Source organism: Nocardia sp. NPDC056611, from assembly GCF_042792755.1.
Taxonomy (GTDB): domain Bacteria; phylum Actinomycetota; class Actinomycetes; order Mycobacteriales; family Mycobacteriaceae; genus Nocardia.
This window is the reverse complement of record NZ_JBHTVV010000001.1, coordinates 1,216,208-1,229,278: the sequence shown is the minus strand read 5'-3', so window position 1 is coordinate 1,229,278 and position 13,071 is coordinate 1,216,208. Positions and strand designations below refer to the sequence as shown.

Genomic DNA, 13,071 nt, shown 5'->3' with positions numbered 1-13,071 from the left:
CTCGATCGCCGCGGGTATCGAGGCAGAGGCGGGTGTGAACGTGCGTGCGGTGCAGACGGCTCGCGAGGCGGCCACGGGCCTGTTCACCGTCGGGCCCGCCGCCGGTCACACCCGGCACGCGCTGCGCGTGGCGGCGGGCCTGGCGATCCCCGGGTCGGTGCTGCTGGCGCTGGGCCGGACCGACCTGTTGCTCTTCGCCGTGTTCGGCTCCTTCGTCGGCATGTACGGGCGCGACGGTTCGCGCCGCGAGCGCGGGCGGCATCAGCGGTCGGCGGCGCTGCTCATCGGCGGCGGGGTCGGCGTGGGCGTGTGGCTGGCGGCGACCGGGGTCACACCCCTCGTGCTGGTCGTGGTCGAGAGCGGATTCGCGGCGGCGGCCTCCTTGCTGGCCGACCACCGCGGGATCCGGCCCGCGGGCCCGTTCTATGCGATCTTCGCGCTCGGGGCGATCGCGTTGACACCGGCCGACGCGGCGAAACCGCTTCCGGCGCTGGCGGTGTTCACAGTGACCGCCGCACTGTGCATGGCGCTCGCGGCCCTCGACATCGAGAGCACCGACGCGGCTGCCGCACCCGCGCCACCCGGCCTGCACGTCGGCGCACGGCACGCGACGCGCTACGCCGTCGCGGTGTCCGGCGCGGGTCTCGCCGGCCTCGGATTGGGTGTGGGTCACGCGAATTGGGCCATGGTCTCCGCGGCGGTCCCGCTGGCCGCGCTCGATGCCGGAGCGCACTTCTCGCGGGGACTGCACCGGGTGGCGGGGACCTTCCTGGGGCTGGGCCTGACGGCGATCCTGCTGATCCCCGGACCGCGCCCGGTCCTGACCGGCGCCTTGGTGCTGGCACTGCTGTTCCCGACCGAGTGGTACATGGCCCGCAACTACGCGCTGGCGCTCGGATTCTTCACGCCGTTGATCATGCTGATGACCAGCTTGTCTGTTCCGACCAGCCCTGAGCGGCTGTTGTTCGATCGTGGCATCGACACGGTGCTGGGCGTGGCCATCGGTGTGCTGGTGGCGATAGCCCATCAGCATCTACGCTGGCAAACACCGGGCATCGCACCACACCGACCGCAGACACGTTGTCGAAGGGATCCGTGATGGCCATCGATTTCACCAAACGGACCGAGTCCGACGGTGGGCCGAGTTTCCACCCGTACGACCATCCCGCTGCCGGGTGGGGTGCGGCCAAGTCCGTCACCGAGTTCATGATCGCCCAGGAACGCGAGCCGATCATCGGCACGCGCGCGATCCTGAAGATGAATCACGAGAACGGCGGGTTCGACTGTCCCGGTTGCGCCTGGCCCGATTCCCTCAAGGGCATCCACCTCGATATCTGCGAGAACGGGATCAAGCATGTCACTTGGGAGATGACCCACAAGCGGGTCGACCGGGAGTTCTTCGCCGCCCACACGGTGACCGAGTTGTCCGGCTGGAGTGACCACGATCTGGAGAACCAGGGCCGGCTGACCGAGCCCATGAGCTACGACCCGGACACCGACCGCTACCTCCCGATCTCGTGGGATGAGGCGTTCGAGCTGGTCGGCCGGGCCCTGCGTGAGCTCGACGACCCCAACCGGGCCGCGTTCTACACCTCCGGCCGCCTCGGCAACGAAGCCACCTTCCTGTATCAGCTGATGGCCCGCGAACTGGGCACCAACAATCTGCCGGACTGCTCGAACATGTGTCACGAGGCCAGCGGCCGCGCCCTGCAGGCTTCCCTCGGCACCGGCAAGGGCACCTGCGATCTGGCGGACTGGGAGACCACCGACGCGCTGTTCATCATGGGCGTCAACGCGGCTTCCAACGCGCCGCGCATGCTCACCGCGCTGGCCGAGGCCGATCGCCGGGGCGCGCAGATCGTGCACATCAACCCGCTGATCGAGGCCGGTTCGCGGCGCACCATCATCCCGCACGAGTTCCTACAGATGGCGACCTTCCACGCCACCCCGACCGGCACCCTGAACCTGCAGACCCGCATCGGCGGCGACTTCGCGGTGATCCGCGGTATCGCCAAAGCTGTTCTGGAGCAGTCGAAGACCGATCCGAAGGCCCTCGACCACCGGTTCATCGAGCTCCACACCACCGGTTTCGAGGCGTACCGCGCCAAGCTGGAGGCCACCTCGTGGGCCGAGATCGAGGAGCAGTCGGCGCTCACCGAGACCGAATTGCGCCGCGCCGCAAAGATATACCGGGAGGCGGACCGCTCGATCATCAGCTGGTGCCTGGGTGTGACGCAGCACGAGCACGGCGTCGACACCATCCGCGAGATCGTGAATCTGCTCCTGCTGCGCGGCAATCTGGGCCGTGAGGGCGCGGGCCCGTCGCCGGTCCGCGGGCACAGCAATGTCCAGGGCAACCGCACCTGCGGCATCGACCATCGTCCGCAACCGCAGTTCCTGGATCGGCTGGCGGAGGTCTGCGGCATCGATCCGCCCCGCGCGCACGGCCTCGACACCGTCGCCACCATCGAGGCGATGCACGCGGGCAAGGTCACCGTATTCGTCGGCATGGGCGGCAATTTCGCCCTGGCCGCCCCCGACACCGCCTACACCTCCGAGGCGCTCCGCCGCTGCGCCCTGACCGTCCAGGTCAGCACCAAACTCAACCGCAGCCACCTGGTCCACGGCGCCCGCGCCGTCATCCTCCCTTGCCTGGGCCGCACCGAGCGCGACGAACAACGCGCCGGCCTGCAGCAGACCTCCGTCGAGGACGCCATGGCCATGGTCCACCTGTCCAAGGGCATGAAGAAGCCCGCCTCCCCGCACCTGCTCTCCGAGCCGGCCATCATCGCTGGAGTAGCGAAAGCCGCTCTCCCCCGGACGAATACCCCCTGGGACCACTACGTCGACGACTACGACCGCATCCGCGACACCATGGCCGAGGTGATCGACGGCTTCGAGGACTTCAACCGCCGAGTCCGCCTCCCCCTCGGCTTCCGCATCAAACAACCCGCCCGCGAACTGGTCTTCCTCACCCCCTCCGGCCGCGCCGAATTCTCCACCGCCGACCTCCCCGACCTCACCCCCGCCCCCGGCACCCTCACCCTGGCCACCATGCGCTCCCACGACCAGTGGAACACCACCATCTACTCCCACGACGACCGCTACCGAGGCATCAAGAACCTCCGCACCTTGGTCCTCATGAACCCCGACGACATGCGCGACCGCAACCTGAAACTGTTCGACGAAGTCGACATCACCAGCATCGCCCGCAACGGCACCACCCGAACAGTCCACCGCTACAAGGCAATCCCCTACGACATCCCCCAAGGCTGCGCCGCTGGCTACATGCCCGAACTCAACGTCCTCTGCGCCATCGGCGACTACAGCACCCAGAGCGACCAGCCGATCATGAAGAACGTGAACGTCACCATCGAACGCTCGGGCTAACAGCGCGCCGGCGGGTGCGGGCGGTCGTGCGCCAGCAGGAAATTGCCTGACTCAGGCCGTCACTGCCGCTTTCACCCGCCCAGCAAGCTCAGCGAAATCAACTGCGCGCGCGGTATCAACCGCGATGACGGGCGACAGCCCGAGCGGCACCGCACCCGCCGCCCAAACAGCCCAATCCTCGACCAATCGCTGCTGATCCCGATGAACGGGGGCACGCTGCCGCGACGCGTACCGTGCCTGGGCAACCTCCACGGAAACGTCGCACCAGACCTCCACAACTCGATGAATGCCCGCCCGCCGGATCCCTGCCCGCGCAAATCCCAAATCCCGCGGCCTGAACCACCACGAATCGACCACCACATCGCCGCGCGACTCCCCCGCCAACGCCCACACCGCATCCATAGCGATCCCACCCAGCTCCGCCCCACCCACCGCACCCCCAACGCACTCCGCCAACGCCTCCTTGACGACGTCCTTGGACAAGAACAACGCCTTCAGTTCCTCGGCCAACCCAAGCCCCAAGCTCGTCTTCCCCGCACCCGGAAGCCCATTGACCAGCACCAGAAGTCGGTCCACCCCTCAATAGTCACCTGTCACGATAACTCCAGATCGTCGTCCCACTTGATGATGAACCTCCAGGTCGTGCTGTCCGCGTCAGCTGGGCAGCCATACATTGTTCCGGCATTGAAGCAAGGCACAGGCCGCCACTGGATCACAGCGTCCGTCCGGCCTTCGGCGGCCGCGCGGGCATCCGCCACCGACTCGTATTTGCCGATCTCGTATGTTTCGCCGCCGCAGCCGTAGAAGGCGCAAGGGTGATGCTCGTACAAGGTGTACTGATTCACTCGGTCGGTCTCCATTCGATCGGTGATTATGCTCTCGGACCTGGAGCAGGTCAGGGTGGCTGTGTGGAGCTGCCGGGAATCGAACCCGGGTTCCCCACCGCACCTTCAGGGCTTCTCCGTGTGCAGTTCGCTATACCTTCACAGAGAGTGGAAGAAGCACCGACCGTGTCGGCCGCGGCGGCCGATGTAGCCTCGCGCGGCTGTACACCTTGGCGACGCCGTGCGGCGGACGGGGATGTGGTTCCCGACGATCGGTTCTGAGGAAGTCAACCGTCAGAAGTAGGGGATCGATGTGAATTCGTCTGCTGTCGAGGTGAATTGGTTGCCGGTTTGCTGCATCACCGGGTGCGGAGTTCCGCGCGGTGTGCCATCACGTTCCAGATGATCCGGGTTGAACCAGACCTGTTCTACCTGGCCGATGATTATGCCGTGGTCACCGCCCAGGTCCAGGCGCGTGATGGTGCGGCAGCACATCCATCCGATTCCAGACGAAAGGACCGGTCCATACTCCGACGTCTGGTAGTCAAGCGGCAAGCCGCTCGCGGTCAGCTTCTCCGCGGCCCCCACTGTGGGGAAGTGGGAGTAGCGTGCGCCTAGTTTCCACACCGCTTCCAGCTGATCGAACACTGGCACCGACACAGTGAATCCCGCTGCAGTTTGCAAGGTTTCAAAAGTCGCCCACTGTTTGTACACAGCCAGCGCGATCTGCTGCGGCTGGGTGGACACCGAGGTCAGATTCGAGACCGGTATCAGATTCGGCGTCTTGTCCGTGTTCACGGTTCCGATCAGGTACGCGATGCGCGGTGCGAGCAACCGGTGTGCGCGTTCGATCGCATTGTCACTACCCATCGAGATCCCTCCTCGGTGCGAACGTGCGTACTGCCTCGCCGAGCATCCGCCCAGCCGGTGTGGCGGCTGAGCCTGCGAGGTCGTAACCGATCCCGTTCAACGCGGCCTTGACCTGCGGGATACGTTGTCCGACTGGTATCGCCAGCACTGGCTCCAAGTGCGCCAGCGCCGCATCGGGCCCGGTGAGGTGAAGGTCTGCACGGGCGAGGGTCACCTGGGCGAGGGTGAGTGTGGCCGACCAGGTTTGCGTCGAAGTCGGCGTGTACAGGCTGATCACGTTCTCGGCCTCGGACTTTGCGCGTTTCCACTCCCCGAGCCGGGCATAGGTGGTCGCGTCGTAGTAGTGCTGGCGGGCAAGGGAGAACGCGAACACCGGACCGAGGTCGGTCAGGCTCTCGTGCTCGGGCAGCCGGTCGCGTTCACGACGCGCGGCATCCATGGCTGCCATAGCCGCGCTGCGGTGCCCGACCTGCGAATGGGCGCGAGCGACGAGACCAGACAGCCTCACTTGTGAAATTCCCCGTGGGATAACTGCTTTGCCGGCTTCCTCGAGTACACGTGCGGGAGGTTCCCACCAGGACGCGATCATCGCGCGCGTGCAATACACCCAGTTTTCGAGGGAACGGTGACCTGCCAGCTTGGCGAACGTGGTCGCCGAATCTGTTTGGATCATTGCCGCGTGCGGCTCAGCCAAATCGTGTGACACCGATGCCAGCAGAGTGCAGGCGGCAGCGAGCAAAACGTAGAGATCCTGAAGATCGGTGATCCTGCTGGCGCACTGGATCACCGCGGCCAGTCGGTCGCGCAGCACGGTCAGCTCGACGAATATCCGATCAAGGTCAGGGCAGAGCACGTAATCCGTGGCGAGTCGGTGCAGCGTGTCGGTGCACTCGCTCATTGTCGTCGGTTCGACAGCACGCCGATCGACGACGTTACTCAGCGACGCCGACTCCCGGGCTGCCCCCAGAACGGCATCGCGCAGACCGGCGACGGCAATCCCCCCGATGCCCAAGGTACGCAGAGCGTCTCGGCGGTTCGTTGAGACACCTCCTAAATCTGTGGCGGATATGCCCTTCACCAGGCCCTGCGCCAGCGACCGGTCGAATCCTGGTGATTCCGGGTGAGGAACAGCGGCCGTCCCCCACAGTACGTCCGCTGTGCGGTCGGTGCCTGGGCTGGCGGGAGGTTGCGGCGCACGCGCCCGCTTGTTGTACAAGCCCAGTAGAGCCGGATCAGCTACCGCGAAGACGGTTTGCAGCGCAGCGCGGTAGTGGCGGGGCGGCCAGGTGACGTGGCCGGTCAGCAGCCGCCGAATCGATTCTTCGGTATAGAGCCCTGGGCGACCGGTAGCGGTGCCAACAGCGGCGTTGACAGCCTCGGCGATCTGGGGCTGAGACCATCCACGGGCGTCGATCAACGACTTCAAATGCGTGTTCCGGCGCTGCAAACCCATCGGTAGCCCCCACCTGCCTGCCCGAGACCTCTTGTCGTTGAGAGTAATCCGCACCCCGCATAAGCCAGCCCGGTTTCGATCGAAACTGAGGGGTTGACATCGAAATTGCGGGGGAGCCTGCGGGGTGTTTCTGCACTTCACGATGCTCGGCGGACACGGCACGATCGACTCAGCCCCGGTGCCGGGAGGGACCATTCGCCCCTCCTCCGTATCGATCACACTGCAGCCGTGGGGATCTGGACCACAGTCCCGGCACGGGGTGCGCCTCATCGAAGACGAATGGAGGGCACTAGCAATGTCGTCGTTGACCGAACTCGAGGCACGGGTACTAGGCGTGTTGTCTGGACTCGAGCCGACTCGAGCGCTCACCGTGCAGCAGCTGTGCGGGGAGGTTGGACTCACTCCAGTATCAGCGCGTCGAGCACTTCGGGCACTGTCCCACAGCGGTTTTGCCGCCACTACATTCCAGCACCCGCCGAACTGGCGTGCCACAAATCGCGGCCGTGACGTCATGCAAGCGCCGGCGCTCCAGGAATACGTTCGGAAGGACGTCTCCGAGGGGCGAATACGAGCTGGGCGCAGCCATGTCCGTAGATGACATCCTGCCGCTGCTGGACGAGGACCGGCCCGTCGGATGGGTGCAGTATCGGGACGGGTCCTGGGCGCCGGTCACGTCGGATGGCTGGGTCGGGCCGCCGATCACAGCGGTCGAACTGCTCCAAGCGACGCACCGCGACCTCGCCGCGCTCGAGGCGGCCGGGCTCATCGCCACAGTTGTCGACACCGAACCGCTCTCGGTCGTCGATATCGACTACAGCCCGAGAGGAGGTCTTGGCACTCGAGCCGCGCTGAAATGCGGGCCCACGGACCACCCCCAGTGGCGGAACCAGCTTGAATAGGGGAAACGCATGTTGTGCAACAAATTCGGAATCTTGACCCTGGCGGCCGCCTCGATGGTTGGCAGCGTCGTAGCGGTCGCCTCCCCGGCCGCCGAGGCATTGCCCGGGGTGAACTGGTGTTCGTGGGACTGGACACCGTTCAGCTCGCCCACGGTCCTGCCTCCGCAGATCACCGGCGAAGGTATCGCGAAGTGCACCGAACCGCCGACCACACACGTGGTGACCTTGGCGCTCGAGTACAAGGACGGCGACAACTGGGTGGTCGGATCGATGACCGACCCGATTGCTGCCGTCCCGAATCCCGATGTCCATTACAAGGTGAGCGCCGCCTGCTACAACGGAACCTGGCGGATTACCGCTCGTATTTCGGGTACGGACAAACAGGGGGACTTCAACTACACCGAGCACTCGGACCCGCCGAAAACGGTCGCTACCTGCGAGAACCGGAAGTGAAGGAGCATCGCATGCCCACCGAGTCGACCACGCCCCCTGCGCTGGACCGGGCGAAGGCGCGCGAACTGAGTGACCGAATCCAGGCCGTCATGGAGGAGGCTTGGCCGTACCTGCGTGGCGCGGGCGTATACGACGATGAACCATTCAGCCATCCGGTGATGCGCGCCCTGCACGAAGCGGCGGACGGGATCCACGCGGCGGTTACGGTGCCGGAACCGCGGACCTACGGCTGACAGTTCAGCAGGAAATGGCCCCCTCCCCGTCTCGGGTTGGGGGCCTTTCCACTGGCCGGGCCTGGGCCCAGTTGCTCACGACTATGAGGCCCGTCCCGGAGTTCCCCAGCGTGAGGGGAACCCGATCAGTGCACGACGTCGTAGATCAGTTTGGTGACGCCGTTGGAGTAGGACTCGGATTCGCGTAGGCGCAGGTTTTGCTTGTCTCGGTCGGCGCGGGTGAACAGGGTTTTGCCTGCGCCCAGGAGGACTGGGAAGACGAGCAGGTTGTAGCGGTCGATCAGGTTGGCGTCGGCGAGGTTTCGGGCCAGTTCGGCGCTGCCGTGGATGAAGATTGCGCCGCCGTCGGTTTCCTTCAGCTTGGCGATGTCCTCGATCGACCGGAGGATCGTGGTCGGGCCCCACCCGTCGATCAGGTCGGCGTCCGAGAGGGTGGTGGAGAGGACGTACTTGGGGAAGTCCTGGTATGCCGCGTGGTCCTCGGATTCACGCCAGAACGGGCCGAAGGCCTCGTAGCTGCGGCGGCCGAACAGCAGGGCCGTGTGGTCAGCGAGTTCCTCGTCCTTGAGGGAGTAGGCCTCGGGGACGAATTCGGTGTCCATCACCCAGCCGCCGCTGCGGTGGCCCTCGGCCGTGCCGCCGGGCGAGTCGACCACGCCGTCGAGCGACATGAAGCCTGTGTAGACCAATTCGCGTGTCATGGTTCTCCTGATCTTCAACCGTCCCCGGCCCGCATGGCCGGGGAAATCCACTGTCCGAGAGACACTTCCGACCTCACGAGATCGGAAGTGTCTGTCGGTGTCACGAGGCGTCGAGGGCCGCGGTGATCTTGCGGGCCATGGCGGTCACCGCCGGGCTGGGATCGCCCTTGGCCCCGGCGGTGGCGTCGACCGCGACCAGCACGGTGTCGCGGAAGTTGGCGGCCTCGGCCGGATCCTGCGCACCGAGCAAGGTGATGGCCGCGGTCAGCGCGGGCAGCACCTGATCGGCCAGCTCGGCGACGTTCTTGCCGTCCAACTGGATGTCACGGGCCCGGGTGGAGAGCACGTGCCCGACCACGCCGGTCGCCGAGGTGAGGGCGATGGAGCCCTGGCTGCTTCCCTTGTGGGGCGCCCCGGCGGCGGACAGCAGGGCGACCGCGCCGTAGGCGGCGGTGCGGATGGTGCTCTTGTCCTGGTCGGTCAGGGTGATGGACATGTCGTGTCTCCTTCGAATCTCTGGTGATCCCAACCGGTTCGGCCCCGGTCGTTGTGTTCGATGGACACACTTTCGCCGCGCGGACTGACAGCGACCTGACAACAACCTGACACGTCTGCTGACATGCGCCCGCCCGCCGCACGCCGTCGCAGTCCCGATGATCAGGACGTAGCCGGGCGGATGTGGTGGGTGGGGCTAGCGTCCGGCTAATGAGTGATGAGACAGAGGTCATCGGACTACTGCACCGGTACGCGGACGCCCTGGACCGGCGCACGTGGGAAGCGCTGGAAACCGTATTCAGCCATGATGTTTCGGCCGATTACGCGGGCAGCGAGATCGTCTCGGGCCGCGGCAATCTGGTCGGGATGATTCGCGGCTACCTCGACGCGTGCGGGCCGACCCAACACCTCATGGGCAACGAGTCGGCCGCCATCGATGGCGAAACGGGCACGGTGACAGCCAAGATGCGGGTTCACCACATCGGAGAGGGTCGGCCGGATCTGCGCTACGAGGTGTTCGGCTGGTATCACGCCACGGTGCGGCGCGGCCCGGAAGGATGGCGCATCATGTCCTGGCGCCAGGAGGTCACCCACGAGCTGGGCACCTATCAGGTGTTCGGCCGCGGATAGAGACGCATGAAAAAGGCTCCCGACCTGAGATCAGGTCGGGAGCCTCGAGGTGGAGCTGCCGGGAATCGAACCCGGGTCCTCCGCCGCATCTTCAGGGCTTCTCCGTGTGCAGTTCGCTATGCCTCTGCTCGGATCTCCCGGTCACGCGAACAAGCCGAGATGACGATCCCAGTCGCTGTTAGATGTCCCATCCGACGCCGCGACCGCGCCGGACGGTAAAGCCCTCTAGCTGATGCCAGGGACCGGGTCGAGGGCGAACCCGGGCTGACAGACACGCTTCGTTGCTTAGGCAGCGAGAGCGTAGTCGCGCTGATGAGAATCGGCGCTTATAGGGTTACAGCGACGCTTATACGGTGGTCTCCTGCCTGCACCGACACGCTTCCCCTGAATCAACGTACGCAGTCGAAACCGTTCAGCCCCGTCTGTGTTCACCGATTCAGATGAACTTCCCGGCTCTCACCGGGCTACCTATCCTAACACCGCACAAACCTTGGTTCATTCCATTAACGCGCGGGCGGACGGGTCAGCCGCGCATGCCCTTGATGCGGCGGCCGAGTTCGCGGGTGACCTCGCGTTCGGCGTCGCGTCGGGCCAGGTCCTGGCGCTTGTCGTAGTCCTGCTTACCCTTGGCGAGAGCCAGTTCGACCTTGACCTTGCCGTCGGAGAAGTACATGGACAGCGGGACCAGGGTGAGGCTGGACTCCTTGGTCTTGCCGAGCAGCTTGTCGATCTCGCGACGGTGCAGCAGCAGCTTGCGGGTGCGACGCGGGGCGTGGTTGGTCCAGGTGCCGTGACCGTACTCGGGCACGTGCAGGCCGCGCAGCCACACCTCGCCGTCGTCGATGGAGGCGTAGGCGTCGACCAGCGAGGCCTTGCCCTCACGCAGGCTCTTCACCTCCGTGCCGACCAGCGCCACGCCGGCCTCGAACGTCTCGAGGATCGCGTAGTTGTGCCTCGCCTTCTTGTTGCTGGCGATGACCTTGCGCCCCTTTTCCTTCATGTCTCCTCTATCGTCCCGTCGCCGGTCGGAATTCCCAACCAGCTTACGGATGGTCCGGCCGGGTTCCGCTGGCCGGGACGCGCCCAGTCCGGACCGGGCGGCCCGGTGTTAATCATGAAACCGGTGCTGGCGTGAGCCAGTTCACAGCGACTCTCCTCGAAAGGACCTCCGTGCATACGGCTTTCATCCGAATCAAGGTCGATCCCGCCGCCGCCGACCAGGTCGCGCAGGCCATGCTGACGCTCACCGCACCCACCCTGGCCGAGCCCGGCTGCCACACCTACGAGTTCTACCGCGACAACGACGACCCGTCGCTGTTCCTGTGCTTCGAGCACTGGGATTCCCGCCAAGCCCTCGACGATCACGGCTCGACCCCGCACGTGCGGGCCTTCCTCAGCGAGTTCGGGCCGCACATCCAGGTCTGGGAACAGAACCACACCTCCGCGCTGGCCTGAGGCGGATCCCGGCCAGAACACACCGTTCCGGCCGGGAACCTCAGACGTTCTCGCGCGAGTCGAGCACGACCTTCGCGCCCGGCGACGCCGCGACCTGCAGGGTGCGCAGGCGCAGCAGCACCGGGTTGTCGGTGAGCAGCTTGGCCGTGTTGGCCAGCGACCGCAGTACGGCCGCCTCGGCGCGGGCCCGCTCCAGCTCGGCGCGACCGCGCTCACGGGCCAGGACCGTCTCGAGGGCGGCCTTGCGGAGCTCACCCGGCAGCATGAGGTCCTTGGCGCGTACGGTGTCGACCCGGATGCCGAGCCGCTCGACCGCGGCCGCGACCGTCGCCGTCCCGGAACCGAGCAGCGCGCGCTCGGCGACCAGCTCGTCGAGGGTGTGCGCCGCCACCAGGTCGCGCGCGACCTCCTGGACCGCGCCGTACAGGACCACCTCGGCGTTCTGCGCCGCGACCGTGAACGCCACCGGATCAGTGATTGACCAGTCCGCGGCGAAGCTGACGCGCAGCGACAGGCCGTCCGAGGTCAGCAGCTCCTGGCCGCCGACCTGGAGTGTCCGCGGGCGCATATCGACGGTGACGAGCTTGCAGCGCTTCTCGTCGTAGCGGTGGCGGCCCGGCTCCAGCGTCCGCTCCAGGACACCGTCGCGGTACAGCAGGGTGCGCTGCCAATCCATGACAGTCGCATACGTCTTCGTGAACATCGTCTTCGTGAACATCCCAATCTCCTTCCCTCGCTTGGCATCGGGCACGACCGGACACGCCCTGACCGATCACGGCACGCGGCGGGAGCCTCCCCCGTCCGGGGACGGAGAGCTCGCAGAGCCGCGATACCGCCCACGACCGGTCAGGGCGCATCACGTCAAGGAGTCGAACCTCGGCAGATGGAATCTGCGTCACCAGGAAATAGCCACCCCCGATGCGGAGAACGCGGTCCGGAGATTCCGGTGCGCCCCTTGGTAGCGGCCGAGATCAACGGTAGCCAGCGCATCGCGCTGCGCGCCAACGATTTTCCGGGCGCGGGAACGGCGGCCGTGAAATGCGAAAAGGCCCTTCAGTCTTCACTGAAGGGCCTTTCACAGTAGTCCCGACGGGATTTGAACCCGCGCTACCGCCTTGAGAGGGCGGCGTCCTAGGCCGCTAGACGACGGGACCAGGTCGCTCGCTGCGATCCGTGGACCGCGGCAGCTCCGAAAGCTTATCCTGCCGCCGCCCAGCAACCAAATCGCCTGTTGACGGGCTTGCGGAGGGCCCCAGGACCCGCCAGAGTGGACGCCGCGATCAGCTCTCCGGGACCTCGTCGCGCCAGCCGCGATCGAAGATCACCGCGAGCTTGTCCGCGATCGCGGCGTCGAGATCGATACCCAGCTCCGCGGCGGTCAGCCACGCGCAGATGACGACGTCCGCGAGCTCGGCCCGCATCTCCTCGAATGTGCCTGTGCGGCGGGCCTGTCCGGACCAGCGGCGGTACGCCCCGACGAACTCGCCCGTCTCCTCGGCCAGGGCGAGCACCTGCCGGTTCCGCGACCCCTCGGCCGGGAACCCGGCATCCCGCAGGCGGGCCAGGATTTCGGCCGCGACCTGCGGCATGTCGGTTGTCATGGCAGCCACCGTTCGATCGATAGTTCGCAGCTCTACTGGTAGTCCGGCGGCAGATCGTCGAATTCCG

The 13,071-nt window shown here is 66.2% G+C and carries 16 protein-coding genes, 1 tRNA gene and 1 other RNA gene; 7 read left to right on the top strand and 11 right to left on the bottom strand.

The features are described from left to right. Positions 1-40: 40 nt before the first annotated feature. Together ACFRAQ_RS05615 and ACFRAQ_RS05610 are read left to right on the top strand one after the other, a co-directional pair. Positions 41-1,099: an FUSC family protein gene (locus ACFRAQ_RS05615; RefSeq protein WP_379094495.1), complete on the top strand. Its 1,059-nt coding sequence runs from the start codon at positions 41-43 to the stop codon at positions 1,097-1,099. Continuing rightward, positions 1,099-3,390: an FdhF/YdeP family oxidoreductase gene (locus tag ACFRAQ_RS05610; RefSeq protein WP_379094492.1), complete on the top strand. Its 2,292-nt coding sequence runs from the start codon at positions 1,099-1,101 to the stop codon at positions 3,388-3,390. The genes ACFRAQ_RS05615 and ACFRAQ_RS05610 overlap by 1 nt, the downstream gene beginning before the upstream one ends. 51 nt (positions 3,391-3,441) lie before the next feature. Here the strand turns inward: ACFRAQ_RS05610 and ACFRAQ_RS05605 are convergent, their stop codons facing one another. From ACFRAQ_RS05605 to ACFRAQ_RS05590, 4 genes are all read right to left on the bottom strand, one after another. Continuing rightward, entirely contained in the window at positions 3,442-3,966 is a 525-nt protein-coding gene (locus ACFRAQ_RS05605) for an AAA family ATPase (RefSeq protein WP_379094490.1), read from the bottom strand. A 17-nt stretch (positions 3,967-3,983) separates the two neighbouring features. Continuing rightward, positions 3,984-4,235, bottom strand: a complete 252-nt coding sequence (locus tag ACFRAQ_RS05600) for a hypothetical protein (RefSeq protein ID WP_379094488.1) — start codon at positions 4,233-4,235, stop codon at positions 3,984-3,986. A gap of 273 nt (positions 4,236-4,508) precedes the next feature. Then, a complete protein-coding gene (locus tag ACFRAQ_RS05595) occupies positions 4,509-5,084 on the bottom strand; it encodes a flavin reductase family protein (protein WP_379094486.1) in 576 nt (191 codons plus the stop codon). Continuing rightward, entirely contained in the window at positions 5,077-6,537 is a 1,461-nt protein-coding gene (locus ACFRAQ_RS05590; RefSeq protein ID WP_379094484.1) for a hypothetical protein, read from the bottom strand. The genes ACFRAQ_RS05595 and ACFRAQ_RS05590 overlap by 8 nt, the downstream gene beginning before the upstream one ends. 584 nt (positions 6,538-7,121) lie before the next feature. Between ACFRAQ_RS05590 and ACFRAQ_RS05585 the strand changes: the two genes are divergently transcribed. Genes ACFRAQ_RS05585 through ACFRAQ_RS05575 form a run of 3 tightly spaced genes read left to right on the top strand, consistent with a single transcriptional unit; the run spans position 7,122 to position 8,122 of the window. After that, positions 7,122-7,436 carry a hypothetical protein gene (locus ACFRAQ_RS05585; protein ID WP_379094482.1) on the top strand — a complete coding sequence of 105 codons (315 nt, stop codon included), beginning with the start codon at positions 7,122-7,124 and terminating at the stop codon, positions 7,434-7,436. 9 nt (positions 7,437-7,445) lie between these two features. After that, positions 7,446-7,889 carry a hypothetical protein gene (locus tag ACFRAQ_RS05580; protein WP_379094480.1) on the top strand — a complete coding sequence of 148 codons (444 nt, stop codon included), beginning with the start codon at positions 7,446-7,448 and terminating at the stop codon, positions 7,887-7,889. A gap of 11 nt (positions 7,890-7,900) precedes the next feature. Continuing rightward, positions 7,901-8,122 carry a hypothetical protein gene (locus tag ACFRAQ_RS05575; RefSeq protein ID WP_379094479.1) on the top strand — a complete coding sequence of 74 codons (222 nt, stop codon included), beginning with the start codon at positions 7,901-7,903 and terminating at the stop codon, positions 8,120-8,122. Between the two features lie 125 nt (positions 8,123-8,247). Here the strand turns inward: ACFRAQ_RS05575 and ACFRAQ_RS05570 are convergent, their stop codons facing one another. Both ACFRAQ_RS05570 and ACFRAQ_RS05565 read right to left on the bottom strand, forming a co-directional pair. Beyond that, entirely contained in the window at positions 8,248-8,823 is a 576-nt protein-coding gene (locus ACFRAQ_RS05570) for a dihydrofolate reductase family protein (RefSeq protein ID WP_379094477.1), read from the bottom strand. A gap of 100 nt (positions 8,824-8,923) precedes the next feature. Continuing rightward, positions 8,924-9,319, bottom strand: a complete 396-nt coding sequence (locus tag ACFRAQ_RS05565; protein ID WP_379094475.1) for a hypothetical protein — start codon at positions 9,317-9,319, stop codon at positions 8,924-8,926. Between the two features lie 209 nt (positions 9,320-9,528). Between ACFRAQ_RS05565 and ACFRAQ_RS05560 the strand changes: the two genes are divergently transcribed. Beyond that, a complete protein-coding gene (locus ACFRAQ_RS05560; protein WP_379094473.1) occupies positions 9,529-9,948 on the top strand; it encodes a nuclear transport factor 2 family protein in 420 nt (139 codons plus the stop codon). Positions 9,949-9,995: 47 nt separating this feature from the next. On the opposite strand, the gene ssrA is transcribed toward ACFRAQ_RS05560, so the two are convergent. Both ssrA and smpB read right to left on the bottom strand, forming a co-directional pair. Further along, positions 9,996-10,368: a transfer-messenger RNA gene (gene ssrA, locus ACFRAQ_RS05555) on the bottom strand. Between the two features lie 103 nt (positions 10,369-10,471). After that, the gene (gene smpB, locus ACFRAQ_RS05550) at positions 10,472-10,948 is read right to left on the bottom strand and encodes an SsrA-binding protein SmpB (RefSeq protein ID WP_040860814.1); all 477 of its coding nucleotides are present in this window, start codon (positions 10,946-10,948) and stop codon (positions 10,472-10,474) included. A 170-nt stretch (positions 10,949-11,118) separates the two neighbouring features. Here smpB and ACFRAQ_RS05545 point away from each other — a divergent pair, with 170 nt between their 5' ends. Then, complete coding sequence (locus tag ACFRAQ_RS05545; protein ID WP_379094470.1) at positions 11,119-11,403, top strand: putative quinol monooxygenase; 285 nt, start codon at positions 11,119-11,121, stop codon at positions 11,401-11,403. Positions 11,404-11,443: 40 nt separating this feature from the next. Here the strand turns inward: ACFRAQ_RS05545 and ACFRAQ_RS05540 are convergent, their stop codons facing one another. The 3 genes from ACFRAQ_RS05540 to ACFRAQ_RS05530 all read right to left on the bottom strand — a co-directional run bounded on the left by ACFRAQ_RS05540 (position 11,444) and on the right by ACFRAQ_RS05530 (position 13,004). Next, a complete protein-coding gene (locus ACFRAQ_RS05540) occupies positions 11,444-12,121 on the bottom strand; it encodes a slipin family protein (RefSeq protein WP_379094468.1) in 678 nt (225 codons plus the stop codon). Positions 12,122-12,484: 363 nt separating this feature from the next. Beyond that, positions 12,485-12,557: transfer RNA gene (locus ACFRAQ_RS05535), tRNA-Glu, on the bottom strand. A 126-nt stretch (positions 12,558-12,683) separates the two neighbouring features. Continuing rightward, complete coding sequence (locus tag ACFRAQ_RS05530) at positions 12,684-13,004, bottom strand: hypothetical protein (RefSeq protein ID WP_379094466.1); 321 nt, start codon at positions 13,002-13,004, stop codon at positions 12,684-12,686. Positions 13,005-13,071 lie beyond the last annotated feature (67 nt).

What these genes read in the sequence shown, in the direction of transcription:
- ACFRAQ_RS05610 (WP_379094492.1), top strand. Translation starts at nt 1,099, where the DNA reads ATGGCCATCGATTTCACCAAACGGACCGAGTCCGACGGTGGGCCGAGT.
- ACFRAQ_RS05595 (WP_379094486.1), bottom strand. Translation starts at nt 5,084, where the DNA reads ATGGGTAGTGACAATGCGATCGAACGCGCACACCGGTTGCTCGCACCG.
- ACFRAQ_RS05590 (WP_379094484.1), bottom strand. Translation starts at nt 6,537, where the DNA reads ATGGGTTTGCAGCGCCGGAACACGCATTTGAAGTCGTTGATCGACGCC.
- ACFRAQ_RS05585 (WP_379094482.1), top strand. Translation starts at nt 7,122, where the DNA reads ATGTCCGTAGATGACATCCTGCCGCTGCTGGACGAGGACCGGCCCGTC.
- ACFRAQ_RS05580 (WP_379094480.1), top strand. Translation starts at nt 7,446, where the DNA reads ATGTTGTGCAACAAATTCGGAATCTTGACCCTGGCGGCCGCCTCGATG.
- ACFRAQ_RS05575 (WP_379094479.1), top strand. Translation starts at nt 7,901, where the DNA reads ATGCCCACCGAGTCGACCACGCCCCCTGCGCTGGACCGGGCGAAGGCG.
- ACFRAQ_RS05570 (WP_379094477.1), bottom strand. Translation starts at nt 8,823, where the DNA reads ATGACACGCGAATTGGTCTACACAGGCTTCATGTCGCTCGACGGCGTG.
- ACFRAQ_RS05565 (WP_379094475.1), bottom strand. Translation starts at nt 9,319, where the DNA reads ATGTCCATCACCCTGACCGACCAGGACAAGAGCACCATCCGCACCGCC.
- ACFRAQ_RS05560 (WP_379094473.1), top strand. Translation starts at nt 9,529, where the DNA reads ATGAGTGATGAGACAGAGGTCATCGGACTACTGCACCGGTACGCGGAC.
- smpB (WP_040860814.1), bottom strand. Translation starts at nt 10,948, where the DNA reads ATGAAGGAAAAGGGGCGCAAGGTCATCGCCAGCAACAAGAAGGCGAGG.
- ACFRAQ_RS05540 (WP_379094468.1), bottom strand. Translation starts at nt 12,121, where the DNA reads ATGTTCACGAAGACGATGTTCACGAAGACGTATGCGACTGTCATGGAT.
- ACFRAQ_RS05530 (WP_379094466.1), bottom strand. Translation starts at nt 13,004, where the DNA reads ATGACAACCGACATGCCGCAGGTCGCGGCCGAAATCCTGGCCCGCCTG.